Origin of the sequence: Pseudonocardia petroleophila (assembly GCF_014235185.1) — a bacterium.
In the GTDB taxonomy this organism is placed as follows: Bacteria; Actinomycetota; Actinomycetes; order Mycobacteriales; family Pseudonocardiaceae; genus Pseudonocardia; species Pseudonocardia petroleophila.
The window spans coordinates 5,111,493-5,135,268 of record NZ_CP060131.1 but is presented as its reverse complement, the minus strand read 5'-3'; the positions used below and the strand labels follow the sequence as shown (position 1 = coordinate 5,135,268).

At 76.7% G+C, this 23,776-nt stretch carries 27 protein-coding genes and 1 pseudogene; 14 read left to right on the top strand and 14 right to left on the bottom strand.

The window, feature by feature from the left end; all coding sequences use genetic code 11:
* Entirely contained in the window at window positions 1-447 is a 447-nt protein-coding gene (locus tag H6H00_RS25210; protein WP_185718159.1) for a hypothetical protein, read from the bottom strand.
* A 78-nt stretch (window positions 448-525) separates the two neighbouring features.
* Here H6H00_RS25210 and H6H00_RS25205 point away from each other — a divergent pair, with 78 nt between their 5' ends.
* The 5 genes from H6H00_RS25205 (at window position 526) to H6H00_RS25185 (ending at window position 3,749) form a co-directional block, all read left to right on the top strand.
* Window positions 526-780: a hypothetical protein gene (locus tag H6H00_RS25205; RefSeq protein WP_185718158.1), complete on the top strand. Its 255-nt coding sequence runs from the start codon at window positions 526-528 to the stop codon at window positions 778-780.
* 129 nt (window positions 781-909) lie between these two features.
* Window positions 910-1,329, top strand: a complete 420-nt coding sequence (locus tag H6H00_RS25200) for a nuclear transport factor 2 family protein (protein ID WP_185718157.1) — start codon at window positions 910-912, stop codon at window positions 1,327-1,329.
* A 19-nt stretch (window positions 1,330-1,348) separates the two neighbouring features.
* Window positions 1,349-1,810, top strand: coding sequence for a VOC family protein (locus H6H00_RS25195; protein WP_185722768.1), 462 nt, complete (start codon window positions 1,349-1,351; stop codon window positions 1,808-1,810).
* An 80-nt stretch (window positions 1,811-1,890) separates the two neighbouring features.
* Window positions 1,891-2,748, top strand: a complete 858-nt coding sequence (locus tag H6H00_RS25190) for a patatin-like phospholipase family protein (RefSeq protein WP_185718156.1) — start codon at window positions 1,891-1,893, stop codon at window positions 2,746-2,748.
* On the top strand, window positions 2,745-3,749 hold the full coding sequence (locus H6H00_RS25185) for a 1-acyl-sn-glycerol-3-phosphate acyltransferase (RefSeq protein ID WP_185718155.1): 1,005 nt from the start codon (window positions 2,745-2,747) through the stop codon (window positions 3,747-3,749). The genes H6H00_RS25190 and H6H00_RS25185 overlap by 4 nt, the downstream gene beginning before the upstream one ends.
* 25 nt (window positions 3,750-3,774) lie before the next feature.
* Here the strand turns inward: H6H00_RS25185 and H6H00_RS25180 are convergent, their stop codons facing one another.
* The gene (locus H6H00_RS25180; protein ID WP_185718154.1) at window positions 3,775-4,701 is read right to left on the bottom strand and encodes an NADP-dependent oxidoreductase; all 927 of its coding nucleotides are present in this window, start codon (window positions 4,699-4,701) and stop codon (window positions 3,775-3,777) included.
* A gap of 325 nt (window positions 4,702-5,026) precedes the next feature.
* Here H6H00_RS25180 and H6H00_RS25175 point away from each other — a divergent pair, with 325 nt between their 5' ends.
* Entirely contained in the window at window positions 5,027-6,196 is a 1,170-nt protein-coding gene (locus H6H00_RS25175; RefSeq protein ID WP_221775662.1) for an MFS transporter, read from the top strand.
* A 133-nt stretch (window positions 6,197-6,329) separates the two neighbouring features.
* Here H6H00_RS25175 and H6H00_RS25170 read toward each other — a convergent pair whose 3' ends face one another.
* The 3 genes from H6H00_RS25170 to H6H00_RS25160 all read right to left on the bottom strand — a co-directional run bounded on the left by H6H00_RS25170 (window position 6,330) and on the right by H6H00_RS25160 (window position 10,242).
* Window positions 6,330-6,704 carry a MerR family transcriptional regulator gene (locus H6H00_RS25170; protein ID WP_185718153.1) on the bottom strand — a complete coding sequence of 125 codons (375 nt, stop codon included), beginning with the start codon at window positions 6,702-6,704 and terminating at the stop codon, window positions 6,330-6,332.
* 180 nt (window positions 6,705-6,884) lie between these two features.
* A complete protein-coding gene (locus H6H00_RS25165) occupies window positions 6,885-9,539 on the bottom strand; it encodes a cation-translocating P-type ATPase (protein ID WP_304632929.1) in 2,655 nt (884 codons plus the stop codon).
* Between the two features lie 142 nt (window positions 9,540-9,681).
* The gene (locus H6H00_RS25160; protein WP_185718152.1) at window positions 9,682-10,242 is read right to left on the bottom strand and encodes a TetR/AcrR family transcriptional regulator; all 561 of its coding nucleotides are present in this window, start codon (window positions 10,240-10,242) and stop codon (window positions 9,682-9,684) included.
* A gap of 111 nt (window positions 10,243-10,353) precedes the next feature.
* Between H6H00_RS25160 and H6H00_RS25155 the strand changes: the two genes are divergently transcribed.
* Together H6H00_RS25155 and H6H00_RS25150 are read left to right on the top strand one after the other, a co-directional pair.
* Complete coding sequence (locus tag H6H00_RS25155) at window positions 10,354-11,367, top strand: NADP-dependent oxidoreductase (RefSeq protein WP_185718151.1); 1,014 nt, start codon at window positions 10,354-10,356, stop codon at window positions 11,365-11,367.
* 169 nt (window positions 11,368-11,536) lie between these two features.
* On the top strand, window positions 11,537-11,812 hold the full coding sequence (locus tag H6H00_RS25150) for a hypothetical protein (RefSeq protein WP_185718150.1): 276 nt from the start codon (window positions 11,537-11,539) through the stop codon (window positions 11,810-11,812).
* Between the two features lie 13 nt (window positions 11,813-11,825).
* Here the strand turns inward: H6H00_RS25150 and H6H00_RS25145 are convergent, their stop codons facing one another.
* Together H6H00_RS25145 and H6H00_RS25140 are read right to left on the bottom strand one after the other, a co-directional pair.
* Window positions 11,826-13,223: a pyridoxal phosphate-dependent decarboxylase family protein gene (locus H6H00_RS25145; RefSeq protein ID WP_185718149.1), complete on the bottom strand. Its 1,398-nt coding sequence runs from the start codon at window positions 13,221-13,223 to the stop codon at window positions 11,826-11,828.
* Between the two features lie 64 nt (window positions 13,224-13,287).
* Window positions 13,288-14,187, bottom strand: coding sequence for a universal stress protein (locus H6H00_RS25140; protein WP_185718148.1), 900 nt, complete (start codon window positions 14,185-14,187; stop codon window positions 13,288-13,290).
* 234 nt (window positions 14,188-14,421) lie between these two features.
* Between H6H00_RS25140 and H6H00_RS25135 the strand changes: the two genes are divergently transcribed.
* Window positions 14,422-15,321 (top strand): universal stress protein, encoded by a 900-nt coding sequence (locus tag H6H00_RS25135; protein ID WP_185718147.1) that lies wholly within the window; start codon window positions 14,422-14,424, stop codon window positions 15,319-15,321.
* Between the two features lie 15 nt (window positions 15,322-15,336).
* Here the strand turns inward: H6H00_RS25135 and H6H00_RS25130 are convergent, their stop codons facing one another.
* Window positions 15,337-15,828 (bottom strand): NUDIX hydrolase, encoded by a 492-nt coding sequence (locus H6H00_RS25130; RefSeq protein WP_185718146.1) that lies wholly within the window; start codon window positions 15,826-15,828, stop codon window positions 15,337-15,339.
* Window positions 15,813-17,522: a SulP family inorganic anion transporter gene (locus tag H6H00_RS25125; RefSeq protein WP_255425366.1), complete on the bottom strand. Its 1,710-nt coding sequence runs from the start codon at window positions 17,520-17,522 to the stop codon at window positions 15,813-15,815. Before H6H00_RS25125 ends, H6H00_RS25130 begins: the two co-directional genes overlap by 16 nt.
* A 346-nt stretch (window positions 17,523-17,868) precedes the next feature.
* On the opposite strand from H6H00_RS25125, the gene H6H00_RS25120 reads away from it, so the two are divergent.
* Together H6H00_RS25120 and H6H00_RS25115 are read left to right on the top strand one after the other, a co-directional pair.
* The gene (locus H6H00_RS25120; RefSeq protein ID WP_185718144.1) at window positions 17,869-18,795 is read left to right on the top strand and encodes a universal stress protein; all 927 of its coding nucleotides are present in this window, start codon (window positions 17,869-17,871) and stop codon (window positions 18,793-18,795) included.
* Window positions 18,770-19,345 (top strand): Rv1733c family protein, encoded by a 576-nt coding sequence (locus H6H00_RS25115; RefSeq protein WP_185718143.1) that lies wholly within the window; start codon window positions 18,770-18,772, stop codon window positions 19,343-19,345. Before H6H00_RS25120 ends, H6H00_RS25115 begins: the two co-directional genes overlap by 26 nt.
* A gap of 16 nt (window positions 19,346-19,361) precedes the next feature.
* On the opposite strand, the gene H6H00_RS25110 is transcribed toward H6H00_RS25115, so the two are convergent.
* The 5 genes and pseudogenes from H6H00_RS25110 to H6H00_RS32480 form a co-directional block, all read right to left on the bottom strand.
* The gene (locus H6H00_RS25110; RefSeq protein ID WP_185718142.1) at window positions 19,362-20,882 is read right to left on the bottom strand and encodes a DUF2207 family protein; all 1,521 of its coding nucleotides are present in this window, start codon (window positions 20,880-20,882) and stop codon (window positions 19,362-19,364) included.
* A 117-nt stretch (window positions 20,883-20,999) separates the two neighbouring features.
* Complete coding sequence (locus H6H00_RS32495) at window positions 21,000-21,257, bottom strand: helix-turn-helix transcriptional regulator (RefSeq protein ID WP_255425875.1); 258 nt, start codon at window positions 21,255-21,257, stop codon at window positions 21,000-21,002.
* Between the two features lie 138 nt (window positions 21,258-21,395).
* Window positions 21,396-21,674: pseudogene (locus H6H00_RS32490) on the bottom strand (AraC-like ligand-binding domain-containing protein); the annotation flags it as partial.
* Window positions 21,628-21,732 (bottom strand): hypothetical protein, encoded by a 105-nt coding sequence (locus H6H00_RS32485; RefSeq protein WP_255425874.1) that lies wholly within the window; start codon window positions 21,730-21,732, stop codon window positions 21,628-21,630. The gene H6H00_RS32485 and the pseudogene H6H00_RS32490, both read right to left, overlap by 47 nt.
* A gap of 19 nt (window positions 21,733-21,751) precedes the next feature.
* The gene (locus tag H6H00_RS32480) at window positions 21,752-21,841 is read right to left on the bottom strand and encodes a WhiB family transcriptional regulator (RefSeq protein ID WP_255425902.1); all 90 of its coding nucleotides are present in this window, start codon (window positions 21,839-21,841) and stop codon (window positions 21,752-21,754) included.
* A 256-nt stretch (window positions 21,842-22,097) separates the two neighbouring features.
* Here H6H00_RS32480 and H6H00_RS25095 point away from each other — a divergent pair, with 256 nt between their 5' ends.
* The 3 genes from H6H00_RS25095 (at window position 22,098) to H6H00_RS25085 (ending at window position 23,742) form a co-directional block, all read left to right on the top strand.
* Entirely contained in the window at window positions 22,098-22,742 is a 645-nt protein-coding gene (locus H6H00_RS25095) for a DUF3159 domain-containing protein (protein ID WP_185718140.1), read from the top strand.
* 184 nt (window positions 22,743-22,926) lie between these two features.
* Entirely contained in the window at window positions 22,927-23,175 is a 249-nt protein-coding gene (locus H6H00_RS25090; protein ID WP_185718139.1) for an SHOCT domain-containing protein, read from the top strand.
* 141 nt (window positions 23,176-23,316) lie between these two features.
* Window positions 23,317-23,742, top strand: coding sequence for a hypothetical protein (locus H6H00_RS25085; protein ID WP_185718138.1), 426 nt, complete (start codon window positions 23,317-23,319; stop codon window positions 23,740-23,742).
* Window positions 23,743-23,776: the final 34 nt, after the last annotated feature.

Below are 23,776 nucleotides of genomic sequence, written 5' to 3'. Positions count from 1 at the left end.
CTACCAGCGGCGACGGCCGGTGGCCACGGTGACGAGGAACTGGCCGCCGCCCGGCTCGATCTCGGCGGTCACCGGCAACCCCGGAACCAGCCGGGAGAAGCGGTCCACCAGCCAGTCCGCGGCCTCCCGGGCGTCGCGCTCGGTCGGGCAGCGGGCCACCATCTCGCGTCCCCCCTTGCGCTCCAGCCTCGCGGCGACGGTGATCAGCGGTGCGGGCTCGACCACGTACAGGTGCTCCGGCCAGGCGATGACCACGTCGACCGCGCCCTTGCGGGTGTTGCACCCGCGGTGCGCGAGCCGCTCGACGACCCTGGCCTTCCGGTCGGCGGTGCGGCTGTCGACGCTGGGTCCCCGCGGGTCGTTCACCGACATGTCGGGGTCGACCGGTTCGTCGCACACCCAGCAGCGCCACCCGTCGCGCTCGGCGACGGTGTCGAGGAGGCTCATCCCGGCAAACTAGCCCGCCGGACGGCTCCCTCCGCGTGCGGTCCCGTACCGGTCGTCGAGGTGCCTAGAGTGGCGGTCATGTCCCGGATCATCGTGGCCGCGAAGTTCGTCTGGTCCGACTACCCGGGCCTGCGCGCCGGGCGGCTGTACGCGGGCAAGCCGGACCTGACCCGGCACCCCACTGCGGAGACCCACCTCGTCGACGGTGCCGACGGCGTGCGGACGCTGTGCGGCCTGGACCGGCGGGACTTCCCGTACGAGTTCCCGGAGGCCACGGCACTGGGCAGGGGCGCGGACACCTGCACGGCCTGTCGGCCCGCGTGGCCGACCTGACGCACGCCGGACGCGACGGAGGTCGGGGAACAGGCGTTCGAGGCCACGGCGTGATCCGCCACTCCTGACCCGTCCACGGTGGTGGGTTCCGACCTGTCGACGGGACCCGCCCGGCGGCAGGCTCGGGGCATGCGAGATCTCGACCGCGACGCCGCGGCGAAGCAGCTGATCCGGGCGGCGTTCGACGACTGGGCGGCGGGCACCGGTGGCCCGTTCGCCCTCCTCGCCGAGGACGCCCGGTGGACCATCGTCGGCAACGCCCCGGTCTCCCGGACCTACGAGGGCCGGGCGGACTTCCTGGACACCGTGATCGGGCCGTTCAACGCCCGCCTCTCGGCCCCCCTCGTCCCGACCGTGCGCGCCCTCCACGCCGAGGCCGACTGGGTCATCGCGCTGTTCGACGCAGCGGGCACCGCCCTGGACGGCGTGCCCTACCGCAACACCTACACCTGGTACCTGCGCGTGGTCGACGGCGCGATCGTCGAGGCCATCGCCTTCTTCGACACGATCGCGTTCACCGACCTCTGGAACCGCGTCTCCCCCTCCTAGGAAGAGCCCCGCCGTGCCCATGCCCGCCCACCCGCCGCGCCACCCCGACAGCCCGTTCGCCTCGTTCGGCGGCCACCACGTCGGCGTCCGCGTCCCGGACTTCGACGCCGCCAAGGCCTGGTACCTGGAGAAGCTGGACTTCCGGGTCCTGCAGGAGTGGCCCTACGGCGACCTGCGACTGGCCTACCTCTGCCCGCCGGACGACGACGAGTTCCACCTGGAGCTGCTGGCCGGCCCGGTCCCGCACCCGAAGCCGGTGCTCGACGACCTCGGCGAGAGCCTCGACCACGGCGGCTACCAGCACGTCTGCCTGCACGTCGACTCCGTCGACACGGCCCGCGCCGAGCTCGAGCGGCGCGGGGTCGACCTGGTGGGGGAGCCGTTCGAGATCGAGGACATCAGCCGCAGACTGGCGTTCTTCCGCGACCCGTGGGGCAACATGTTCGAGCTCTCGGAGAGGCTGCCCGGCGCGGGGGCCTGACGGGGCGTCCGGCTCCGCCGCGGAGCGGGCGGGTCGTCCGCCGGGTAACGTCCGCCCGCACCCGACCCCCGGAGGACCGGATGGACGACGGTGGTGGCACGGCGTTCGTGCTGGGCGGCGGGGGAGTCCTGGGCGCCGTGCAGGTCGGGATGCTGCGGGCGCTGGTCGACGCGGGGGTGCGGCCCGACCTGGTCCTGGGCACCTCGGTCGGGGCCCTGAACGGGGCGGTGCTCGCGGCGCTGCCGGCCGGGGAGGTCGCCGACCGGCTCGACGCGCTGTGGTCCTCACCCGACGCCCGTGCCCTGTTCGCGGCCGGGACGTTCGGACGGCTGCGCGAGCTGGCCCGCAGCGGGGTCGCCGCGCACTCGCCGGGCCCGCTGCGCCGTGCGGTGACCGAGGTGCTGGGGGACCGGCGGATCGAGGACCTCCCGGTCCGCTTCACCTGCTGCGCCGCGCGCATCGAGGACGCCTCCGAGCACTGGTTCGACCGCGGCCCGCTCGTGGACGCGGTGCTGGCGTCGGCGGCGGTGCCGGGACTGCTGCCGCCCGCGGTCATCGAGGGCCGGCACTACCTCGACGGCGGCCTGGTCAACAGCATCCCGCTGGGCCGCGCCGTCGAGCTGGGGGCGACCCGGGTGTTCGTGCTGCAGGTCGGGCGCATCGCGGCGCCGCTGCGGCCGCCGCGGCGGCCGTGGGAGGTGGCGATGGTGGCGTTCGAGATCGCCCGCCGCCACCGGTACGCCCGCGACCTCGCCGCCGTGCCGGAGGGGGTCGAGGTGCACGTGCTGCCGGTCGGCGGAGCCGCCGCCCCGCGGTGGGACACCCGCGCCGCGCTGCGCTACCGCGACGTCGGCGCGACCGGTGCCCGGATCGCCGCCGCGCACGACGCGTCGACGGCCTACCTGCGGGCCGCCCTCGGCGTCGGGGGTGGGGCGTGACCCTGCCACCGCGGTGGATCCGCCGCACGGTCCTCGCCCCCGCCGTGCTGCTGGCGACCCTGGTCGTCCTGGTGACCCTGCCGGTGTCGATGCTGCTGGTCGCCGCGTGCTCGCCGTTCCTGTCGGGCCGGCTGCGGGCGGTGCGCGTCCTGTGGGTGCTCGTGGTCGCGATGGTCCTGGAGAGCGCGCTGCTGGTGGCGCTGTTCGGGCTGTGGGTTTTCGCCGGGTTCGGGCTGGCCCTCCGCACCCCGCCGGTGCAGTACCTGCACTACCAGCTGATCGGCTGGTACCTGCGGGTGCTCTACCGCGAGGCCTCCCGCGCGCTGCGGCTGCGGGTGGAGGTCGAGGGCCCGGCGCCGGACGCCTACCTCGACCGCCCGCTGCTGGTGTTCTGCCGGCACGCCGGGCCCGGGGACTCGTTCCTGCTCCTCCACGCGCTGACCAACTGGTACGCCCGGGAACCGCGGATCGTGCTGACCGAGGCGATGCAGTGGGACCCCGCCCTCGACGTGCTGTTCAACCGGCTCCCGAACACGTTCGTCCACGGCCGCGGCGGGGACCGGCTGATGCACCGCATCGGTGAGCTCGCGACCGCCCTGGACCACGACGACGCGTTCGTGATCTTCCCGGAGGGCGGCAACTTCACCCAGCGCCGCCGCCTCGCCGGCATCGAGCGGCTGCGGGCGAAGGGTCTCGAGGAGATGGCGCAACGGTCGGAGCAGATGCGGCACGTCCTCCCGCCGCGTCCCGGCGGGGTGTCCGCCGCGCTCGCCGCGGCCCCCGAGGCCGACGTCGTGTGGGTGGCGCACGCCGGGCTGGACCACCTGTTCACCCTGGCCGACGTCTGGCGCGAGCTGCCGCTGGACGGGACCGTGCAGATGCGCTGGTGGCTGGTCCCCGCGGCCGAGGTGCCACGCGGGGAGGACGCGCACGTGGAGTGGCTCTACGCGTGGTGGGAGCGGATCGACGACTGGGTCGACGGCATCCGGGCCGCGCGCTGAGCACCGCTCCCGGGGACGGTCGGGGTCAGAGCGCCATGTCGACGACGAGCTTGCCCGGGGCGTGGCCGGACTCGACGAGGGCGAGCGCCTCCTGCGCCCGCGCGAGCGGGTAGGTCGCCGCGACGGTCGGGTCGAGCCGTCCGGTGACCATCAGGTCGGCGACGTGCTCGAGGCCGCTGCGGTCGAGCCGGCGTCGGACGAACGCACCGCCCAGCTCGGTCACCGACCGGTCCCCGACGGAGACGAGCGCGTCCGGCGTCGGCGCCAGCGGGGCGACCGCGCGCAGGGAGGCACCCCCGACCGTGTCGACCACCGCGTCCACGCCGCCCGGGGCGTGCGCCCGGACGCGCTCCACGAGGTCCCCGGCGGCGTAGTCGACGAAGACCGCCCCGATCGCCGTCGCGCGCTCTCGCTTGGCGGCGCTGCCGGTGCCGACGACGGCCAGGCCGCGGTCGCGCGCGATCTGGGCCACGGCCGACCCGACGCCCCCGCCGACGCCGTTCACGAGCACTGCCGCCCCGGCGGGCAGCGCGAGCTGGTCGAGGACGTCGAGCGCGGTGGTGCCGGAGACGGGGACGGTCGCCGCCCAGGTCGCCGGCAGCGCGTCGGGGATGCGGGCGGTGGATGCGGCGAGCAGCAGGGTCGTGCCCGCGTAGGTGCCCGCACCGGTCAGGGCGAACCCCGTGACCCGGTCGCCGACGGCCAGGCCGGTCACCTCCTCACCCACGGCCAGCACGGTGCCGGCCGCCTCCATCCCCAGGACCTGGGGGAAGGGCAGGTGGCCGTTCAGCTCGCGGACGTGCCCGGAACGGAGCAGGTGGTCGAGCGGGTTGACCCCCGCGGCCGCGACGCGGACGAGGACCTCGCCCGGACCGGGCGACGGGTCGGGCCGGTCGAAGAACTCCTGGACGTCGGCGGCACCGAAGGTCCGGTACCCGAGAGCCGTGCTCATGACGGATCCTTTCGCACACTCCCCGGCCGACGCTCGGTCGAGGACGGCGCCACGCTAGTTCCTGACACCGGTGTCAGGTTCCAGTCGATGTGACGTGTGCGACACAGGGCCGGCCGCCGGGCGGCTGGACCGTGCCCCCGCGGCGACGTGCCCGTGGTGCAGGTCACGCGGACTCGAGTGTGCCGCGGCGGCACGACCTTCCCTGGTCCCACCACGTCGACCGTCGTGGATCCACGCCGGGAGGAGGACCCGATGCGCCGCACCGTCGCCGCCTACTTCGCGGCCTACCGGGCTGTCGCTGCTCGGGCGCGGCGCCGCCGGCGTCGTGCTGCCGCTGCTCGTGCTCGACCGCACCGGCGCCGTGCTCGCCGCCGGTCTGCTGGCGACCGTGTCGACCGCGGCCTCGGCCGTGACCGGGCTGTGGTCCGGTCTGCTGGTCGACCGGCTCGACCGGCGCCGGGTGTCGGTGGTCTGCGACCTGCTCGCGGCCGCCTCGCTGGCTGCGCTGCCGCTCGTCGACGCCCCGTACGGCCTGGACATGGGCTGGTTGCTGCTGTTCGGCGTGGTCGGCGCGGTGATCCGGGTGCCGGGCACGACCGCCCAGGAGACGCTGCTGCCCGCGCTGGCCGGGCCGGGCCCCTCGCGGCCGGCGCGGCTCGAGCGGCTGGTCGCGACCCGCGAGACCGTCGGCAACGTCCTGCTGCTGGCCGGACCCGGCCTCGGCGGCCTGTTCGTCGCCCTGTTCGGGATCTCCGCGGGGCTGCTGCTGGCGACGTCGGCGACGAGCCTGCTCGCCGCCCTGCTGACCCTCACGCTCGACCCGCGCACCGGACGGGTGTCCCCACGGGCGACCGTGGTCGGGACGGGCGCCGCCCGCCAGGTCGCGGAGGACCTCGTGGCGGGGTGGTGCTTCCTCGGCCGCCACCGGCTCGTCCGGGGTGCCACGCTGGTCGGCGCGGTGCTGATCGCCGTGCTGAGCTCGTTGCAGAGCACCTTGATGCCCGCGTACTTCACCGCCGAGGGACTCCCCGCGCTGACCGGGCTGACGCTCAGCGCGATCGCCGCGGGCAGCATCGCCGGCTCCGCCCTGTTCGCCGCACTCGCGGGTCGGGTCGCCCGGCGCACCTGGTTCGTGATCGGGATGGGCGGCTTCCCGGCCGGGTTCGTCGCCGTCGGCAGCATGGCGTCGCCGTGGGTGGTGCTCGGCGGCGCCGCGATGGCCGGGCTCACCGGTGCCCCGGCGTCGGCGGTGCTCGGGGTGCTGACGGTCGAGGCCACCCCGGACGCCGTGCGCGGCCGGGTGCTCGGCGCCCAGAACACCGTGCTGCTCACCGCACCGGCGCTCACCACGGCCCCGATCGCCGCCGTCGCGGCCACGGCCGGGCTGCCCGCCGCGGGGGTGCTGATCGCCGCGCTCGCGGGCGTCACGGCGCTCGTCGCGCTCGCGGCGCCGGTGTTCCGCGGGCTCGACGAGCCGGTGCGGTCACCGGGGTGATCCCGGGCCGTCGTCCATCACGACCCGTTCGCGCACGATCCTCCCCGCGCTCGATGCGTCGCGCGGTGTCCGGCGTGGCGGTCCGGGCCGACCCCGTCGTCGACCGCCGCCCGGTCCGGGTCCCGGGGCACCCTCACGCCCGGCGTCGCGGTGATCCCGGTCGCGTCCGCCGGTTCGTCTCGATCAGGGCGTCGAGGGAGTCGCGGGTCCGCGTCAGGTCGACGATGTGGGCGTCGAGCCGGTCGCGCTCCTCGATGAGCCGCGCGTAGGCGTCGTCGCTGGCGTGCTCGCTCGGTGCGTCCACGCACGGCAGGACGGCCGCGATCGTCCGGCTCGACAGCCCGGCGCCGTAGAGCCGCTGGAGCAGCCGGACCCGCTCGACGTCGGCGTCACGGTAGTGGCGCTGGCCGCCGGTGCTGCGGACGCTGCCGAGCAGGCCCTGCTCCTCGTAGTACCGCAGCGAGCGGACGCTCGCCCCGGTGCGGGTGGACAGCTCCCCGATCCGCACGGCCCCTCCTCACGACGTCGGTCGCCCGATCGCACCTCTCACATCGACGTCAGCTCCGAGCGTAGCGCCCAGGACGACCTCCACCGCCACGACGACCCTGTTCACCCCATCCGGGTGGGCGCGCCGACCGTGCCCGACCGGGGGACGGCCATCCGTCCACCGCAGGCCCACGGCGGCCGGTCACCCCGGTGAGGTCGGGGCCGTCCGGCCCGCCCGGGCGCCGCCGTCGGACCCGTCCGTCCTGTGCCGCGCGGCCGCCTTGTACCCGGCGTCGGCGAGCAGGAGCGCCGGGACGACCAGCAGGGCGAGGCCCCAGCCGAGCGGGGTGGGGACCGTGTGGCCGAGCACCCCGGCCACCGGGGGCACGGCGAGGAACACCCCGAGCAGCACCAGCTCCGCCGCCACGGCCCCGAGCAGGAGGTGGTTGCCCGACAGCGACCATCGCCCGACCGGGCGCCGTTCGCTGCGGCAGGCGAACGCGTTGGCCAGCTGGCCCAGCACCACCACCGTGAACGCGGTGCCCGACGCCGCGGCGATCAGCCCGGCCGGGGCGTCCCCGCCCCAGTGCCAGCCGCCCGCGGTGAGCACGGTGAGGAACGCGCCGAGCTGGACGGCCGCCTGGACCGGGCCGAGCACCCCGAACGCCCGGCCCAGCAGGCGCGCGTCGAGCAGCCGTCCCGTCCGCGCCGGTCCCGCGAGGACGTCCCGGGCGGGCGGTTCGGCCCCGAGGGCGAGCGCGGGGAGCAGGTCGGTGCCGATGTCGAGGGCGAGGATCTGCAGCACCCCGATCGCGAGCGGCACACCACCCCCGGACAGGCCCCAGACCGCGAACGGCGCGAGCTCGGCGACGTTGTCGGTGAGGTGGTAGGTGAGGAAGCGGCGGATGTTCGCGAACGTGGCCCGCCCGTAGGTGACCGCGGTGACGATGGTGGCGACGTGGTCGTCGAGCAGGACCAGGTCGGCCGCCTCGCGGGCGACGTCGGTTCCGGAGGCGCCCATGGCGATGCCGATGTCGGCCGCGCGCAGGGCCGGCCCGTCGTTCACGCCGTCGCCGGTCATGGCCACGACGTGCCCGCGGGCCCGCAGCGCGCGGGCGATCCGCAGCTTGTCCTGCGGCGCCGCGCGGGCGATGACCGCCCCGTCGACGTCGACGGCGATCCCGAGCGCGGTCTCGTCGGCGGGCAGGTCCGCCGCGACGAGCACCGGGCTCCCGGGCAGCGCGAGCCCGACCTGCTCGGCGATCGCGCGCGCCGTCGTCGGGTGGTCACCGGTGATCATCGTCAGCCGCACCCGGGCGCCGCGGCAGGTGCGCATCGCCTCGGCGACCCCGGCCCGGGGCGGGTCCTGCAGCGCGATCAGCCCCAGCAGGCGCAGGCCGGTCTCCAGCGCATCGAGGGGTCCGGCGGGATCGGCCCCGGCCGGCAGGGGGCCCGCCGCCACGGCCAGCACCCGCAGTCCGGACGCCGCCATCCGCTCGACCTCGGCGGCGGCGACCCCGTCGTCCCCGCACAGGGCCAGGACGGCGTCCGGGGCACCGGACACGGCCACCGTCGGGACGCCGGGGCCGCCGACCACGGCGAGGCTGCGTCGCCGCGCCGGGGTGAAGCCCACCCGCCGCACGTCCGGGCGGGCCGCCTCGTCGGCGTCGGTGTCCAGCCCGCAGCGCAGGGCGAGGACGTGCACCGCCACCTCCATCGGGTCGCCGACGGGCACCCAGGTCCCGTCGCGGTGCACGGTCCGGCCGGTCGCACACCGCACGGCGACCCCGGCGAGGGCGACGACGGCCGCCCCCGCGCCCGCCCCGGCGTCGACGGTGCCGGCGGGGTCGTACCCGGTGCCGTGGACCCGCGCGACCCCCTGCGGGGTCCACACCCGCACCACCGACATCTGGTTGCCGGTGATCGTCCCGGTCTTGTCGGTGCAGATCACGGTCGTGGAGCCGAGCGTCTCCACCGCCTCCAGCCGTCGCACGAGCGCGTGGCGGCCCGCCATGGTGTGCGCGGCCCGGGCCAGCGACAGCGTGACCGTGGGCAGGAGACCCTCCGGGACCAGCGCCACCGTCACCCCGACGGCGAGCAGGAACCCCTCGGTCAGCCCCGTGCCGAGCAGCAGCGCGATCCCGAAGAACGCCGCGCCGACGGCCAGCGCGACGACGCCGACCACCCGGATCACCTGGTCGAGCCGCACCGTCAGCGGTCCGGCGTGGCGCCGGGTCTGCTGCGTGGTGGCGGCGATCCCGGCCAGCCGGGTGGCCGGTCCGACCGCGGTGACGACCGCCCGGGCCCCGCCCTGCGCGACGAACGTCCCCGCGGACACCGCATCGCCCGGCTCGGGATGGACGGGCACGCTCTCGCCGGTGAGCGTGGACGCGTCGACCGCGAGCCCGTCGACGCGGGCCAGGGTGAGGTCGGCGCTGATCCGGTCACCGGCCTCGAGCAGGACGAGGTCTCCGCGCACCAGGTCGGCGGCGGGGACCTCGGTGCGCCGCCCGTCGCGCAGGACGGTGGCCCGCACCGGCAGCAGGTCCTGCAGCCGCTGCCCCGCGCGGTCGGCCCGGTACTCCTGCGCGAACGCGAAGACCCCGTTGACCAGCACCACGAGCGCGATCGCCACCCCCAGCGCGGGTGTGCCGCCGACGAACGCGAGCGCCGCGGCGATCCACAGCATCACCGCGAAGAAGTTCGTGAGCTGGCGCAGCAGGAGCATCAGCGGCGACGGGGGCCGGGGGCGGGGCAGTGCGTTGGGGCCGTCGGCGGCGAGCCGACGGGCGGCCTCGTCCGCGGTCAGCCCGGTGGGACCGAGGGTGCCGGCGGACGACGGGACGTCGATGCTCAACGGGGCTCCTCCGTTCCGGGCCCGCCGTCGCACGGACCCGCCCGAGCGTGCCGAGCGGTCCGGGCGCCGGCCCACGGCCGCAGGTCCCCTCGCGCCCGGCAGAGGTCCCTCTCGGCGCGGCGGGCGCGGCCGGGCCGCGGCGTCAGGCCCCGGGTCCGCCGTCGATCAGGACGGCGCTCATCACCACGTCGAACAGGTGCCCGGCGCGCTGCTCGTGGCCGGGCTGGTCGGCGAGCCAGGCGAGCGACGAGGCCAGGGCGAACAGGTCCGCGCCGTCGAGGTCGGCCCGGGCCAGGTGTGCCTCCTGGGCGCGGGTGAGGAGCTCCGTGCCGGCTGCGCGCATGCCGACGCAGGAGGTGTGGAGCGCGGACCGCGGGTCCTCGATGGCCTGCACGAGCGAGGTCACCACCCCGCGGTAGTCCGTCATGCACGCGACGAAGTCACGCAGCCACGCCACCAGGGCCTCCCGGGGCGGGTGCGCCGTCCGGACCTCGGCCGCGCGCGCGGCCAGCGCGTCGAACCTCGTGCGGAGGAGGGCCTCGAGCAGGGCCTCGCGGGTGGGGAAGTGGCGCAGCAGGGTGGCGAGTCCGACGTCGGCCCGGCGGGCGATGTCGCGCATGGAGACCTCGACGCCGTGCTGCGCGACGACGGTGCCCGCCACGGCCAGCACGCGGTCGTGGTTGGCCCGTGCGTCAGCTCTCATCGCGCCACCCCTGGCGTAAGCGGATCACCGACCCGTATATTCGGATCAGTGATCCGAAAAAACGGATCCGTGACCCGGTTAGCTTACCCGTCACAGGTGCAGGAGAGGTCCATGCCGAGCGCGACCATGAAGGCCGTCCGGATCCACGAGTTCGGCGGCCCGCAGGTGCTCCGCCACGAGGACGTGCCGGTTCCCCGGCCGGGGCCGGGGGAGGTGCTGGTCCGGGTGCGCGCGGTGGGTCTCAACCCGCCCGACTGGTACGCGCGGGAGGGGATGCCGGACGTCCCCGCCGAGCTCAAGCCCCCGTTCCGGATGCCCCTGATCCCCGGCACCGACGTCTCCGGCGTCGTGGAGTCCGTGAACGACGACGTCCCGGGCCTCGCGGTCGGGGACGAGGTGATCGGCCTGCTGAACTTCCCCGACAGCCTGCAGGCGGGCGCCTACGCCGAGTACGTCACCGCGCGGGCGTCCGACCTCGCGCTCAAGCCGGCCGGGGTCGACCACCTCCAGGGGGCGGGTCTGCCGATGTCGGCGCTGACGGCCTGGCAGTTCCTGGTCGAGCCCGGGCACGACCACCCCTCGCCGTTCCAGGAGGCCCGGCACCGCCCGGTCCCGCTCGACGGGCGGACGACGGTGCTCGTCAACGGGGCGGCCGGTGGGGTCGGGCATCTGGCCGTCCAGCTGGCCGTGTGGAAGGGGGCCCGCGTCGTCGCCGTCGCCTCCGGGGCGCACGAGGCGTTCCTGCGCGAGCTGGGGGCCGACGAGTTCGTCGACTACACCGCGCAGCGGCCCGAGGACGCCGTCCGGGACGTCGACGTCGTCCTGGACACCGTCGGCGGGCCGGGCAGCCGGCGCTTCCTGCGCACCGTCAGGCGCGGCGGATCGCTGTTCCCGGTGTACTTCGGCGAGTTCGACGACGACGAGAACGCCGCGCTGGGCGTCACGGTGACCTCGGCGCAGGTGCGCTCGAACGGGGCGCAGCTCGCCGAGATCGCGCGCCTGCTCGCGGACGGCACGATCCGCGTGGCGATCGACAGCACCTTCCCGCTCGAGGAGGCCCGGGCGGCGCACGAACGGGCGGCGCGGGGACACCTCCGGGGCAAGATCGTGCTGACCGTCCCCTGATCGGGCCGCCACGACCGGCCCGGGTAGCGACGACGTCACCGAGGGCGAATCACCCGTCCGCGAATCGAACATCTGTTCGTCCGGCGGTAGCGTCGGCGGTCGCGGTGGCCGGGCGTCGGGGAAGGGCGCACGGCCACCGCGGTCCCATCGACGTCCAGGGAGGGTCCTCGTGTCGGCGAACATGACACCGTCGGAGCGGCGTGGCGCGTACGACCGGGCCAACGCGCGCGCGATCGCCGAGACCGCGCAGATCCTGCGCACGGTGGCGCAGCACGACTCGCACACCGACCCGTTCCGCGGGGACCTGGGCAAGGCCCAGGCATCGGTGCTCGACGCGGTGGGCCGCCACGTCGCCACCCTGCCCCGCGAGATCGTGAGCGAGGCGCTGGCGGTGGTGACCGCGGTCGACCGGCTGACCGGGAACCGGCGCACGACGGGCGGCTGAGCGGGCGGGTCGGTCAGCCCCGCAGCCGCGCCGCGCAGTCCAGGACGGTCGCGACGGCGGTGGCGGCGTCGTCGAGGTCGGTCCGCCAGGAGGACACGCTGATCCGCATCGCGGTCGCCCCGTCCCAGCGGGTCGGGCCGCACCAGATCCGCCCGTCGGCCTGCACGGCGGCGATCAGCGCCTCGGTGGTCGGGCCGTCGTGCAGCCGCACCAGCACCTGGTTGAGGACGACGTCGTTCAGGACGATCAGACCACCGGCGCGCAGCCCGTCGGCGATCGTCGCGGCCACCGTGCAGGTGCGGGTGACCAGGTCGGCCACGCCGGCCCGGCCGAGGGACCGCAGCACCGCCCACACCTCGAACTGGCGGGCCCGCTGGGAGGACTGCGGGGTGTGGTGCATCGCGTCGAACCGGTCCGGCCCGGTCGCGGCCGGCAGGTAGCCGGCGACGGCGGCGAAGGTGCGGTGCAGGTCGGCGGTGCGGCGGGTGAAGGCGATGCCGCAGTCGTAACCGACGTTGAGCCACTTGTGGCCGTCGGTGGCCCACGAGTCGGCCCGGTCCAGCCCGGCGGTCAACCCGGCCCGGCCCGGGTCCGCCAGGGCCCACAGCCCGAACGCCCCGTCGACGTGCAGCCAGCCGGAGCGCTCGGCCAGCCAGTCGGCGATGGCGTCGAACGGGTCGAAGGCGCCGGTGTTGACCTCGCCGGCCTGGGCGCACACCAGGACGGGTCCGCGGGAGCGGGGGAGCGCGTCGGCGCGCAGCCGGCCCTGGTCGTCGGCCGGGACGACGGTCACCCGGTCGCGCCCTAGGCCGACCAGGCCGAGCGACTTGGACAGCGTGGAGTGCGCCTGCTCGCCGACGACCACCTCGAACGGCGGCGCGCCGAACAGGCCGTCGGCCTGCACGTCCCAGCCCATCCCGGCGAGCACCGCGTCCCGGGCCGCGGCCAGGCAGGCGGCGTTGGCCACGGTGGCGCCGCTGACGAACACCGGCCGGGTGCCGGTGGGCAGCCCGAGCAGGTCCACCAGCCAGCCGGCCACGACGTCGTAGAGCCGCGCCGCCACCGGCGACATCACCGGGAGCGCGGCGTTCTGGTCCCACGCCGCGGTCAGGACCGAGGCGCCCAGTGCCGCCGGGTGGCTGCCGCCGGTGACGAACCCGAAGTACCGGGCGCCGGTGGAGGCCACGGTCGCCGGGCCGCCGGCCCCGTCCAGCAGCCGCAGCGTCGCGAGGGGGTCCACGCCGACCTCCGGCAGCGGTTCGTCGAACGCGGCCAACCCGGCCAGCGCCGCCGGGTCCGGCGCGACCCGGCGCGCGTCGACGCCGGCGGCGTACTCCGCCGCGCCGTCCGCCGCGGCCCGCAGCAGCGCACGGACCGGATCCGGGGCGGGCCCGGGCTGCACCTGCGACATGCCCCGGATCGTCGACCGTCCGGGGGCGCTCGTCCAGCCCCCGTGCCCGGCCGCGTCCGCGGGCTCAGGACCGCAGCGCCCCGGCCCCGCGCGCCGGGGACCCGCCCGCGGCGAGGTCGAGGTCGCGGCGGACGACGGTGACCGGGCAGGGCGCGAGCCGGACCAGCGTGCGGCTGGTCGAGCCGAGGACGGCCCGCGCGGCGAGGCCGCGCCCCGATGACCCGAGCACCAGCAGCCGGGCGCCGCGGCAGGCGTGCAGCAGCTGCTCGTCCGCCCCGCCGTGCACCTCCCGCACCTCGACCGGCACGCCGGGCCAGCGGGCCCGCCAGTGCGCCAGCTCCTCGGCCATCGCACCGGGGCTGCCGGGTGGCCGGTGGTGGGCGTGCACGGCGACCAGCGGCGTCGCGTGCCGCGCGGCGTCGGCGAACGCGACGGCCAGCGCGGCGGCGTCGGCCGCGACGTCCTCGACCCCGACGACGACCGGCCGCCGGCGCCCGGACAGGTCGTGGTCGCTGCGGACGACGGTCACCGGGCTGTGCGCCCTGGCGGTCAGTGCGGGGGCGATCGACCCGACCAGCAGGTCCCCCGGGTGGCCGCCCAGCAGGCCGACGACGAGCAGCTCCGCGTGCCGGGAGGCGTGCACCAGCGCGGCGACGGGCGCCTGGTCGGACAGCAGGGTGTGGGCCTCGACCGCGGGTTCGCGCCGCCGGGCGACGGTGAAGGCGCGGGCGAGGATCGCCGCCGCCCGCCGTCGCCCCGCGGCCTGGTCCCCGGAGGCGTAGGGGCCGGCGTGCACGATCCGCAGCGGCAGCCCGCGGACGCGGGCCTCGGTCGCGGCCCACGCGACGGCCCGCGAGGCGGTGGCCGTCCCGTCCGTGCCCACCACCACCTGCGGCGGTTCGGCGGCGTCGTGGTCCGCGGCGGGGTCCTGCACAGCTGGGTCCTGCACGGCCGGGTCGTCCACGGCTGGTCCTTCCCTCGGTGGGTTCCAGGATCGGCGCGGTCGGGCCCGTCGCGGCAGGGCCGGACGTCCCGGACGCCCCGGCCGGGCGGCCCTCGACCGGACCCGCGGCCCGGCTCGACCCAGCGGGGCGGCGTCGGGTCCTTGGTCCCGACGACCGCGGTCCGACGACCCTGCGACGCGCCGCACCGTCCCGGGAAGCTGGCGGGCGACCCACGGACCGATGGAGGCGCTCGCATGGACGACGACGACGGCCGGCCGATCGTGGTCGGCGTAGACGCCTCGGACTCCGCCAGGGAGGCCGCGGAGTGGGCCGCGGACCTCGCGTCCGCCCGGCGCGCGCCGCTGCACCTCGTGCACGTGGTGCCGGGCGGCTACCAGGACGCGCCGATCACGCCGGGGCCCGCGTGGCTGACCGAGCTGCGCGACGTCGCGCTGCGCCTGGGCGTGGACGCCTGCGTCGCGCAGGTGCAGCCCGGGGAACCGGTCGGTGTCCTCGCCGCCCGGGCCGAGGACGCGGCGATGCTGGTCCTCGGCAGCTACGGCGAGGCCGCGTGGTCGGGCATGCTCGCGGGCACGGTGGCGCTCGCGCTGCTGGAGCGCGTCCGGTGCCCGGTCGCGGTGATCCGGGGCCGGGCCCCGCACGTCCCGCCGCCGCGCGGCGGGCCGGTCGTGGTGGGCGTCGACGGGTCCCCGGCCGGCCGCGCCGCGCTCGACGTCGCGGCCGGGATCGCGCTGGCGCTGGGCGCCCGCCTGGTGGGCACGCGGGCCTGGTCGGACATCGCCGCCGGGAGCGACGGGTCCGCGCACCGCAGGCCGGAGGACTGGACCGCGCTCGCGGCCGAGGCGGGCGACCTGGTCGCCGCGGAGCTCGGCCGGGTCGCCGCCGCGCACCCGGGTCTCGCGGTCGAGCACGACGTCGACGAGGACACGCCGCTGCGGGCCCTGCTCGACCGGGCCGAGGCGGCCCGGATGATCGTCGTCGGGCACCGCCGGGCCGTGCCGCAGCCCGCCGGGCGGCCGGGGATGCTGCTCGGGTCGACCAGCCGGGGCCTCGTCGAGTTCGCGCCGTGCCCGGTCGTCGTGGTCGGGCCCGCGATGGTCGCGGCGCAGCCGTTCACCGGCGCCCGGACCTGACGGCGGGGGTGCACCTCAGCCCAGGTGCACCACCGCGGGGCGCCCGATCGCGTCGTCCACCCGTACCCGCACCGCGGGCTGCATCGGCAGTCCGTCGAGTTCGGCGACCCCGCACCACCGGGCCGCGCTGGTCTCGCACCGGTCGGGCCGTGGCACCCCGGGCCGTGCGGTCGCGTGGAAGCAGACCGCGAACGGCTGCCGCACCGTCCCCGCCTGCTCCACGACGTGGCCGGGATCGGAGTACAGCCCCGCGACCCCCTGGACGTCGACCACCAGCCCGCTCTCCTCGGCCACCTCGCGCACGAGCGCCGTCACGGCCGACTCCCCGGGGTCGACCCGGCCACCGGGCAGCTCCCAGTCGCCCGTGTCGACGCGGCGGACCAGCAGGACGCGGCCGGTCGCGTCCCGGACCACCGCGTACACCAGTGGCACCACGACGGTGGCCGGTGGGGCGAGCGGATCGTGGTAGTGCTCGACGCGGGACGGTGCGGTCAGGTCGACGGACACGGCGCCTCCGCACGGTAGGCCGCCACCGCGGTGGGGAGGGTCGGGAAGATCCGGTCCGCGCCGATGCGGTCCCGGAGGCCGCTGCGCACGAGGTCCTCGAGCAGCTCGTGCTTGACGCGGGCCAGCGCCACGACGACGCCGCGCCGTTCCAGCTCGTCGCACAGCGCGAACAGCGCGTCCACCGCCGTGATGTCGACCTCGACGACCGCCTCGAGGTTCAGCAGCAGCCACGCCGGCCGCGGGTCGGCGTCGACCGCGGCCAGCGCGCGGGTGCGGAAGTCCTCGGCGTTGGCGAAGCAGAGCGGTGCGTCGTAGCGGTAGACCACCAGGCCCGGGACGGTCGTGGCGCCGGGGTGGTCGTCGACGTCGTGCATGCCGGCCAGGCCGGGCACGAACCCGAGGACGCCGTCGTGCGGCCGGGACACCCGCCGCAGCAGGTCGAGGATCGACAGGCCGATGGCGGCGAGCACGCCGGTGAGCACACCCAGGGCGAGCACGGCGGTGGTGGTCGCCACCGCGATCAGCAGCTCGGAGCGGCGGAACCGGGCGAACCGGCGGAACTCCCGCCACGACACGAGCCGGACGGCCGCGTAGACGACGAGCGCGCCCAGCGCCGCGGTCGGGAAGGCCGCGAGGACCGGGCCCCCGACGAGGAGCACGCCGAGCACGAGCAGGACCGTCACCACCGAGGCGAGCTGGCTGCGTCCCCCCACCGCCGCGCCGATCGCGGTCCGGCTGCCGCTGCTGCTGACCGGGAAGCCCTGCAGGACGCCGGCGGCGAGGTTGGCGGCGCCGAGCGCGAGCAGCTCCTGGTCGGCGTCGACCCGCTGTCCGTCGCGGGCGAAGGCCCGCCCGGTGAGCACGTTGTCGGAGTACGCGACGAGCGCGACGCCGAGGGCGGGCAGCAGCAGGGCGCCCAGGTCGGCCGGGCCCACCGCCGGCAGGGCGAACGACGGCAGCCCCGGCGGGGTCGCCCCGACCACGGCCACCCCGAGGCGCGGCAGGTCGAGGGCGGCGCTCGCCGCGGTGGCGAGCAGGACCGCGAGCAGTGGCCCGGGCAGCCGGGGCAGGACGAGTGCGACGACCACGAGCACGGCCAGCACCGCCGCCGACAGGACGAGCGTGGGCGGGTGGACCTGGTCGAGCCCGCCCACGGCGCCGGCGACGTCCTCGACGAAGGTGCCGCCCTCGACCGGTATCCCGGTGAGCCTGCCGAGCTGCCCGGCGATCATGATCAGGGCGATCCCGGTGAGGTAGCCGACGAGCACCGGGCGCGACAGCAGGTCGGCCAGGAACCCCAGCCGCGCCACCCGCGCGGCGACGCACAGCACCCCGACCAGCGCGGCGAGCGCGGCGGAGAGCGCTGCATGGCGGCCCGGGTCGCCCGCCGCGAGCGGGGCGATCGCGATGAGGGTCATCACCGCGGTCGTCGACTCCGGCCCGACCGAGAGCAGCCGGGAGGATCCGAGCACGGCGTACGCCGTGAGCGCGGCCACCGACGCCCACAGCCCCGCGACCGCCGGCAGCCCGGCCACCTCGGCGTAGGCGAGCACCTGGGGCACCAGGTAGGCCGCGATCGTGGCGCCGGCGAGGAGGTCGGCGACCACCGCGGGCCGGTCGCGCCAGCGCAGTGCCGAGAGTCCCGGGCGGACCCCGGCCCCGGGCAGCGCGCCGAGGCGCCGCACCCCGCTCACCGGTCCCGGGGGGCGGACCCGCGCGGCCGTGCCGCCGTGAGGTCGGTGCCGACGCGCACGGTGCACCTCGCCCGGTCCGAAGGAGTGCTGGTGGTACCCGATGGTCCGCCGGGCCGACCCGCTGCCACCACGGCACAGCGTGGGCACCCGCCGGGCCGGTGGTCGGTCGCAGGACGGGACCTTCGCCACTGACGGTGGGCTCGCGGCGGTGCGACCGTCGAGGTCCGGTCCCTCCCCGGTGGCGCGGGAGAACGGGTCGGACGGCCCCCCCGGCTCGGGGCGTCGGCCACTGCGCCCGGCCGGGTCCGCGGCGACACCATCGCGGCACACCGACGAGGGGAAGATCATGAGCACTTCACGGAGCAGGACCGTGGTCGTGGGCATCGACGGCTCGCAGAGCGCGCTGGAGGCGGCGCGATGGGCGGCCGACGAGGCGTCGCGCCGGCATCTCCGGCTCAGGCTGGTGTACGCGTTCGGCTGGACCACCGAGCTCGTCGTCGGGCATCCCGGTCTGGGGGAGCGGCGTCGCGACATCATGCTCGAGCACGCCCGGCGGGATCTGGCCGCGGCCGAGGCGGTCGCGGTGGAGCACGCCCCCGGCCTGGCCGTGGAGCGTGAGCTCGTCGTGGGCTACCCGATCGGGGTGCTGGTGACGGAGTCGCGGCGGGCGGACCTGGTGGTGGTCGGTGACCGCGGACTGAGCCGGATCGGGGGTCTGCTGCTGGGGTCGGTGGCGATGGCGCTGGCCGCGCACGGTGCCTGCCCGGTGGTCGTCGTGCGCGGCGCGGGGCAGGAGCTGCCCGCCTCGGCGCCGGTCGTCGTGGGGATCGACGGGTCCCCGGTGAGCGAGGCGGCGCTGGCCTTCGCCTACGAGGAGGCGTCGCTGCGCGGGGCCCCGCTGGTGGCGGTGCACACCTGGATGGACCTGGTGGCCGACCCGGTGATCGCGCCGCTGCTGGACTGGGAGGCCATCGAGGTCGACGAGCGCGTCGTGCTGGGGGAGCGGCTCGCGGGCTGGGCCGAGAAGTACCCGGACGTGCCGGTGCGCCGCGTCGTCACCCGGGACGGGCCGGCGCACGCCCTGCTGAAGGAGGCGGTCGGCGCCCGGCTGCTGGTCGTGGGGTCGCGCGGGCGCGGCGGGTTCGCGGGCATCGTGCTCGGGTCGGTCGGCCACGCGCTGCTGCACCGCAGCCCGTGCCCGGTCGCCGTCGTCCGGCCCGAGGAGCCGGGGGAGGGGGCCGGCCCCGATGGCCCGCAGACGGCAGCGCGCTGACCGGGTCCGGGCGGGCCGGCGGTTCACCGACCTCGTCGAGGACGGCGCGGCCTGGTTGCTGGCCTCGGCCGGGGCGTTCCTGCTCGTGGCCGCGTTCCTGACCGGGTCCGCCGCGTACGGGAGCGCCGTCGAACGGGGCCGCGTGGAGCGGGCGACCCGCACGGCGACCGAGGCGGTCCTGCTGGAGGACGCGCAGGCGGTCATCGGCGAGCCGGGGACGGTGCCCGCCCTCGTGTCGGTCGCGGCCCGCTGGATCGGGTCCGACGGGGCGCCGCGCACGGGACGGGTGATGGCGGGGGCGGGCACCCGGGCCGGCAGCACGATGACCGTCTGGCTGGACCGCGACGGGCGGGCCGTGGCGCCTCCGGTCGACGAGGCCGGAGCCGTCGTCATCGGGGGCGGTGCGGCGATGGCCCTGCTGGTCGGCGGCGGCATGGTGCTCGGTGGCTGCTGGGCGGCGGTGCGCGGCCTGCTCTGGCGCGCCAACTCCGCCCGCTGGCAACGGGAGTGGGCCCGGGTCGGTCCGGAATGGAGCCGGAGCGTGCTCTGAGGGGCCGCAGCGGGCCTCAGGTGCTGCCCGCGGCACCGCCCCCGCCGCCCGCTCCACCACCGCTGACCGTGGCACCGCCGCCGGACGGGGTCGTCGTGGTGGTGAACGCGATCCACCACGGGAAGGTCGTGAGCCGGGCCGGGTCGCCCGACGCCCCGAACGCGCGCACGACCTGCCCCGACGCCGCGGCGGCCGCCATGCGGCTCTTCAGGGCGGTGGCGAGGTCGAGGGCCACGGCGTCGGGGAGGACGGCGTCGAGGTCGAGGTCGGCGTGCTCGTCCTCCGCCGCAGCGCGGAGCCCGTCGCGGTAGGCGGTCCAGGGCAGTGCGGCGTCCTGACCGCGGACGGACAGGCCGGGGTAGGCGACGGCGAGCACGGTCGCGACGAGGGCGGCCACCGCGAGCCCGCCCAGGGCCACCCACGCCGGCCACGGCGCCTCGCCGATCGCGCCGACGAGGAACCCCGCCAGCAGCAGGACCCAGGCGAGGCCCGCGATCGCGGCGATCCACGCCCGCGGCACCCGCGCCGCCTCGTCGAGCCAGCCCTCCGCGACGAGCCGGGCGCGCACGGCCGCCCGGACCGCCGACGGCTCCCCGACGACCTCCGCCAGCGCGGCACCGTCGACGAGGTCGCCGTCGGCACGGTCGGCCAGGCCCGCCCAGACGGCGCGCTCGACGTCGTCGCGGAGCAGCCCCTCGTCGCGCAGCCGCACCCGCACCGTCGGGCTGCCGAACGTCCCGCCGTCGCTCTCCGGCTCGATGTCCACGGCGCCGCGGGTCGCCAGGTCCAGCAGGACCGCGGGCGTCGGCGACGCGGGCGCCCCTCCGGCGACGAGTGCGCCGACCACGGCGGGCGGGAGGTCCCCCGGGCGGCGGGTCGTCGGCTTCCCCGGAGCCCGGTCGGTGGTGCGTCGCCCGCGGAACAGCCCGTACGCCGCGACGAGCGCGGCGAGCGCGGTGACGGCCGCCGCCGCCGGCAGCCAGCTCCGCGCCGCGCCCGCCGCCCACTGCTCGGACGCGCTGACCGGCGGCCCGGACCGGATGCTGTCGGAGAGCCGCGTGACCGCCGCGACGAGGCTGCCGTGGACGTCGCCGTCGCGCAGCGGCGGGATCAGCGCGTCCTCGACGACGGCCTCCTGCTCGTCGCGCGGGACGTTGCCGTCCTCGTAGGTCCGGCCGACGAAGACGCCGGCCCGCGCGTCCCGCGGGTCGTCCGGGTTGCGGTTGACGAGGATCGCGACGGCGGTGTCCCGGTCGGCTCCGGTGCGGGCGACCCAGGCCTGCTGCAGCGCCTCCACCTGGTCGAAGGTGTCGTCGCTCGACGCGTCGAGCGCGCGCACCAGCACCACCGCGTCGGCCCCGGTGCCCCGCAGCGCGTCGAGCCTGCCCTGCAGGTCGCTCGCCTGCCCCGGCGTGAGCGAGGTGCCGGTCTCGTCGTACACGCGGACACCCGGCTCGAGGGCGGGGAACCCCTCGACCCCCGGGGCGACCGCGGCGGGCGCGCACGAGACGAGCGCGGCCAGCAGCACCGTCAGCACGACGGCGAACCCCCTGGACGCGGTCGACCTCGGCGCAGCACCGACCCCCCGGCGACGATCCATCCCGCGATGATGCCGGGTCGGGCGGGGACGGGCACACCGGGGTGGACCGGGTGTCTACCCGGTCCGGCGGAGGGTGGCGGAGGGTGGTTCGCCGTAGCGGGCCCGGTAGGTCCGGGCGAAGCGTCCGATGTGGACGAAGCCCCAGCGGCGCGCGACGGCGCTGACCGTGGTCTCGGAGGGATCGGATTCCCGCAGCTGTCGGTGGGCGCGGGCGAGCCGGGTGCGGCGCAGGTGCTCGGTGGGCGTGGTGTCGAGGTGGCGCCGGTAGAGCTCCTGGAGCGTGCGCACGCTGACCGCGGCGGTGCGCGCCATGTCGGTGAGGGTCAGGTCGCGGGCGGGGTCGGCCTCCACGGCGTCGACGACGCGGCGCAGCGCCGCCGGCCCGAACGAGGGCGCCGGCGCGTCGAGGGCGTCGCGGTGGGGGTGCTCGACGGCTCGGAGCAGGCCGTGGAGCACCGCCTCCCGCAGGGGCGCGGCCACCATCTCGCTGCCGGCCATGCCGCCGGGGCCGGCCTCGGTGACGAGCAGCCGGACGAGCCGGGCCCAGCCCGCGCCCGCGCGCGTCCGGAGGTCGATCGCCGGGCCGAGGTCCAGCGGCTGCGTGACCGGCCGACCCAGGAGGGCCTCCAGCGCATTCTCGAGGGCGCCGGGAGCGACCTTGACCGCGAGGCTGGAGTAGCCGTCACTGGTCGTCATCGCGACGTCCCCGGTCGCCTGGAAGACCGCGCCCCGGCTCGGGTCGGGCCCAGTGCAGGCACTCCGGCCGGACCGGGCAGAGCCGGCACACCGCCTTGGCCCGGATCACCTCACGCTCGCCGAGCACCCCCGGAGCCGGTGGGGAAGAAGATCTCCGGGTCGACGTCCCGGCACGCCGCCCGATCCAGCCAGTGGGTCATGGGCCCGATGCTCCGGCGTCGGTGCCGTCCGGTCCTCGGCCTGGCAGTGCCAACCCGAGGGCCGCCGTCGATCCGGCAGTACGACGGCGGCCCCGGTGGGGTGGACGGGGGGACGGCGCCCGGGGGCGGACAGCCGCCACCGCGGCACGGTCGGCCCGCCCGGTGCGGGACCGGCGTGGCGCGCGACACAGCGGCTTGAGTGTGCCGTGACGGCACGGCCTTCCCTGGGTGCACACCACCCGACCCCGGAGGACACATGACCGCCACCGATCCCCACCGCGGCCCGGCACCCGCCCCCGCACCGAGACCGACACTGCTGGAGCAGATGGGCGGACCGGCGGCGTTCGTCTACTCCGCCGTCCCCGTCGTCGTCTTCGTGACGGCCAACGCCTTCCTGTCCCTGACCGCGACGATCGTCGTGTCGGTCGCCGTCGGCCTGGCCATCACCGGCTACCGGCTGCTGCGCCGGGAACCGTTCGGCACGGCGGTGGGCGGGCTGCTCGGGCTCACCCTCGCCATCGGCATCGTCGCCCTGACCGGGTCGGCGCGGGACTTCTTCGTCGTCGGCATCTGGGCGTACCTGGTGGCCTTCGTCGTCGCGTTCGGCTCGGTGCTGGCCCGCCGTCCGCTGAGCGGCGTCGTGTGGAACCTCGTGCACGGCGGCACGCACGACTGGCGGGCCGACCGCCGCGTGCTGCGCGCCCACGACATCGCCATGCTCGCCGCGGCTGCCGTGTCCGGCGCCCGGTTCGGCGTGCAGCAGTGGCTCTACTCCAGCGACGAGACGGGCTGGCTGGGCGTCGCGCGCGTCGCGATGGGCTGGCCGCTGACCATCCTGGTGGGGCTGGTCGTCGTCTGGGCCTGGCGGCGCGGCAGCAGGCGCCTGCTGCCGTCGGTCTGACCGGGGCCGGACGTCCGCACCGCGCGGCCTTTCGCCTCTGCCCGGGCGGCGGCGGTCGCGACACGGTGGGTGGGCACCTACCCCGAGGAGCCCCCATGACCTCCGTCCCCGCCGCACCGGTCCGTGTGAACGCGCGGCTCGACACCCCGCGCAGCACGGCCCGCACCACCGATCGGGGGGCACGATGATCTGGTTCGGGGACGGGATGACCGGATGGGGGCATCCGGCGACGGCGCTGGTCGTGGTGCTCGCCTGGTGGGTGGTCGGCCTGGGCGCGTACGCCCTGGCCCGCCGCCTCGACCGCCGGGACCGGGTGGCGTCCGCGCCGCAGACCCCGGAGCGGGTGCTCGCGGAGCGGTTCGCCCGCGGCGAGATCGACGCCGCGGAGTACCGCGAGCGCCTCGAGGTCCTCACCGGCCCCGTGCCGCGGTGACCCGGCCGCGGGACCCGGCGCCGGCAGCGGCGGGCAGGTCGCGCAACTGACCCGGGATCCCGGTGTAACCCGGCCGGGCCGGGTGGCGTCCGTGTTCACGAGAGGCCACCGAGGCCGCCGCGAACACCCCTGGAGGATCCGATGTCCGAGTGCTACGACCCCGCCCCGATCGACACCACCCCGATCGACACCACCACCCCCGAGGTCCCCGAGTTCGACGAGAGCAGCAGCTTCGGCTACGTCGACCTCGACGGGGACGGCTACACCGAGACCACCCAGCTCGACACCAACGGTGACGGCACCCTGGACACCGTCCTGGTTGACGTCGACGGCGACTTCTACGACGACGTCGCGGCGTTCGACAACACCCCCGTTGACGGTACCTTCGTCGCCGACGTGGTCGCCGTCGGGTTCGACGCCGACGGCCTCGCCGATGTGATCTTCGACGACACCGACCTGGACGGGGTCTTCGAGACCACCACGCCGGGCGGGGACGAGCCGCTGCCCTACGCGAACCCGTACGAGACCTCGGCCGGTGTGGCCCCGCTCGGCGCGCCGCAGTCCTGACGGCGCGGTGCCCGGGCCCCGCCGGCCGTAGGGT

Excerpts from the sequence above, each read along its gene's own strand:
- H6H00_RS25210 (WP_185718159.1), bottom strand. The coding sequence starts at position 447 with ATGAGCCTCCTCGACACCGTCGCCGAGCGCGACGGGTGGCGCTGCTGG.
- H6H00_RS25205 (WP_185718158.1), top strand. The coding sequence starts at position 526 with ATGTCCCGGATCATCGTGGCCGCGAAGTTCGTCTGGTCCGACTACCCG.
- H6H00_RS25200 (WP_185718157.1), top strand. The coding sequence starts at position 910 with ATGCGAGATCTCGACCGCGACGCCGCGGCGAAGCAGCTGATCCGGGCG.
- H6H00_RS25195 (WP_185722768.1), top strand. The coding sequence starts at position 1,349 with ATGCCCGCCCACCCGCCGCGCCACCCCGACAGCCCGTTCGCCTCGTTC.
- H6H00_RS25190 (WP_185718156.1), top strand. The coding sequence starts at position 1,891 with ATGGACGACGGTGGTGGCACGGCGTTCGTGCTGGGCGGCGGGGGAGTC.
- H6H00_RS25180 (WP_185718154.1), bottom strand. The coding sequence starts at position 4,701 with ATGAGCACGGCTCTCGGGTACCGGACCTTCGGTGCCGCCGACGTCCAG.
- H6H00_RS25160 (WP_185718152.1), bottom strand. The coding sequence starts at position 10,242 with ATGAGAGCTGACGCACGGGCCAACCACGACCGCGTGCTGGCCGTGGCG.
- H6H00_RS25155 (WP_185718151.1), top strand. The coding sequence starts at position 10,354 with ATGCCGAGCGCGACCATGAAGGCCGTCCGGATCCACGAGTTCGGCGGC.
- H6H00_RS25145 (WP_185718149.1), bottom strand. The coding sequence starts at position 13,223 with ATGTCGCAGGTGCAGCCCGGGCCCGCCCCGGATCCGGTCCGTGCGCTG.
- H6H00_RS25135 (WP_185718147.1), top strand. The coding sequence starts at position 14,422 with ATGGACGACGACGACGGCCGGCCGATCGTGGTCGGCGTAGACGCCTCG.
- H6H00_RS25120 (WP_185718144.1), top strand. The coding sequence starts at position 17,869 with ATGAGCACTTCACGGAGCAGGACCGTGGTCGTGGGCATCGACGGCTCG.
- H6H00_RS25115 (WP_185718143.1), top strand. The coding sequence starts at position 18,770 with ATGGCCCGCAGACGGCAGCGCGCTGACCGGGTCCGGGCGGGCCGGCGG.
- H6H00_RS32495 (WP_255425875.1), bottom strand. The coding sequence starts at position 21,257 with ATGGCGCGCACCGCCGCGGTCAGCGTGCGCACGCTCCAGGAGCTCTAC.
- H6H00_RS32480 (WP_255425902.1), bottom strand. The coding sequence starts at position 21,841 with ATGACCCACTGGCTGGATCGGGCGGCGTGCCGGGACGTCGACCCGGAG.
- H6H00_RS25095 (WP_185718140.1), top strand. The coding sequence starts at position 22,098 with ATGACCGCCACCGATCCCCACCGCGGCCCGGCACCCGCCCCCGCACCG.
- H6H00_RS25090 (WP_185718139.1), top strand. The coding sequence starts at position 22,927 with ATGATCTGGTTCGGGGACGGGATGACCGGATGGGGGCATCCGGCGACG.
- H6H00_RS25085 (WP_185718138.1), top strand. The coding sequence starts at position 23,317 with ATGTCCGAGTGCTACGACCCCGCCCCGATCGACACCACCCCGATCGAC.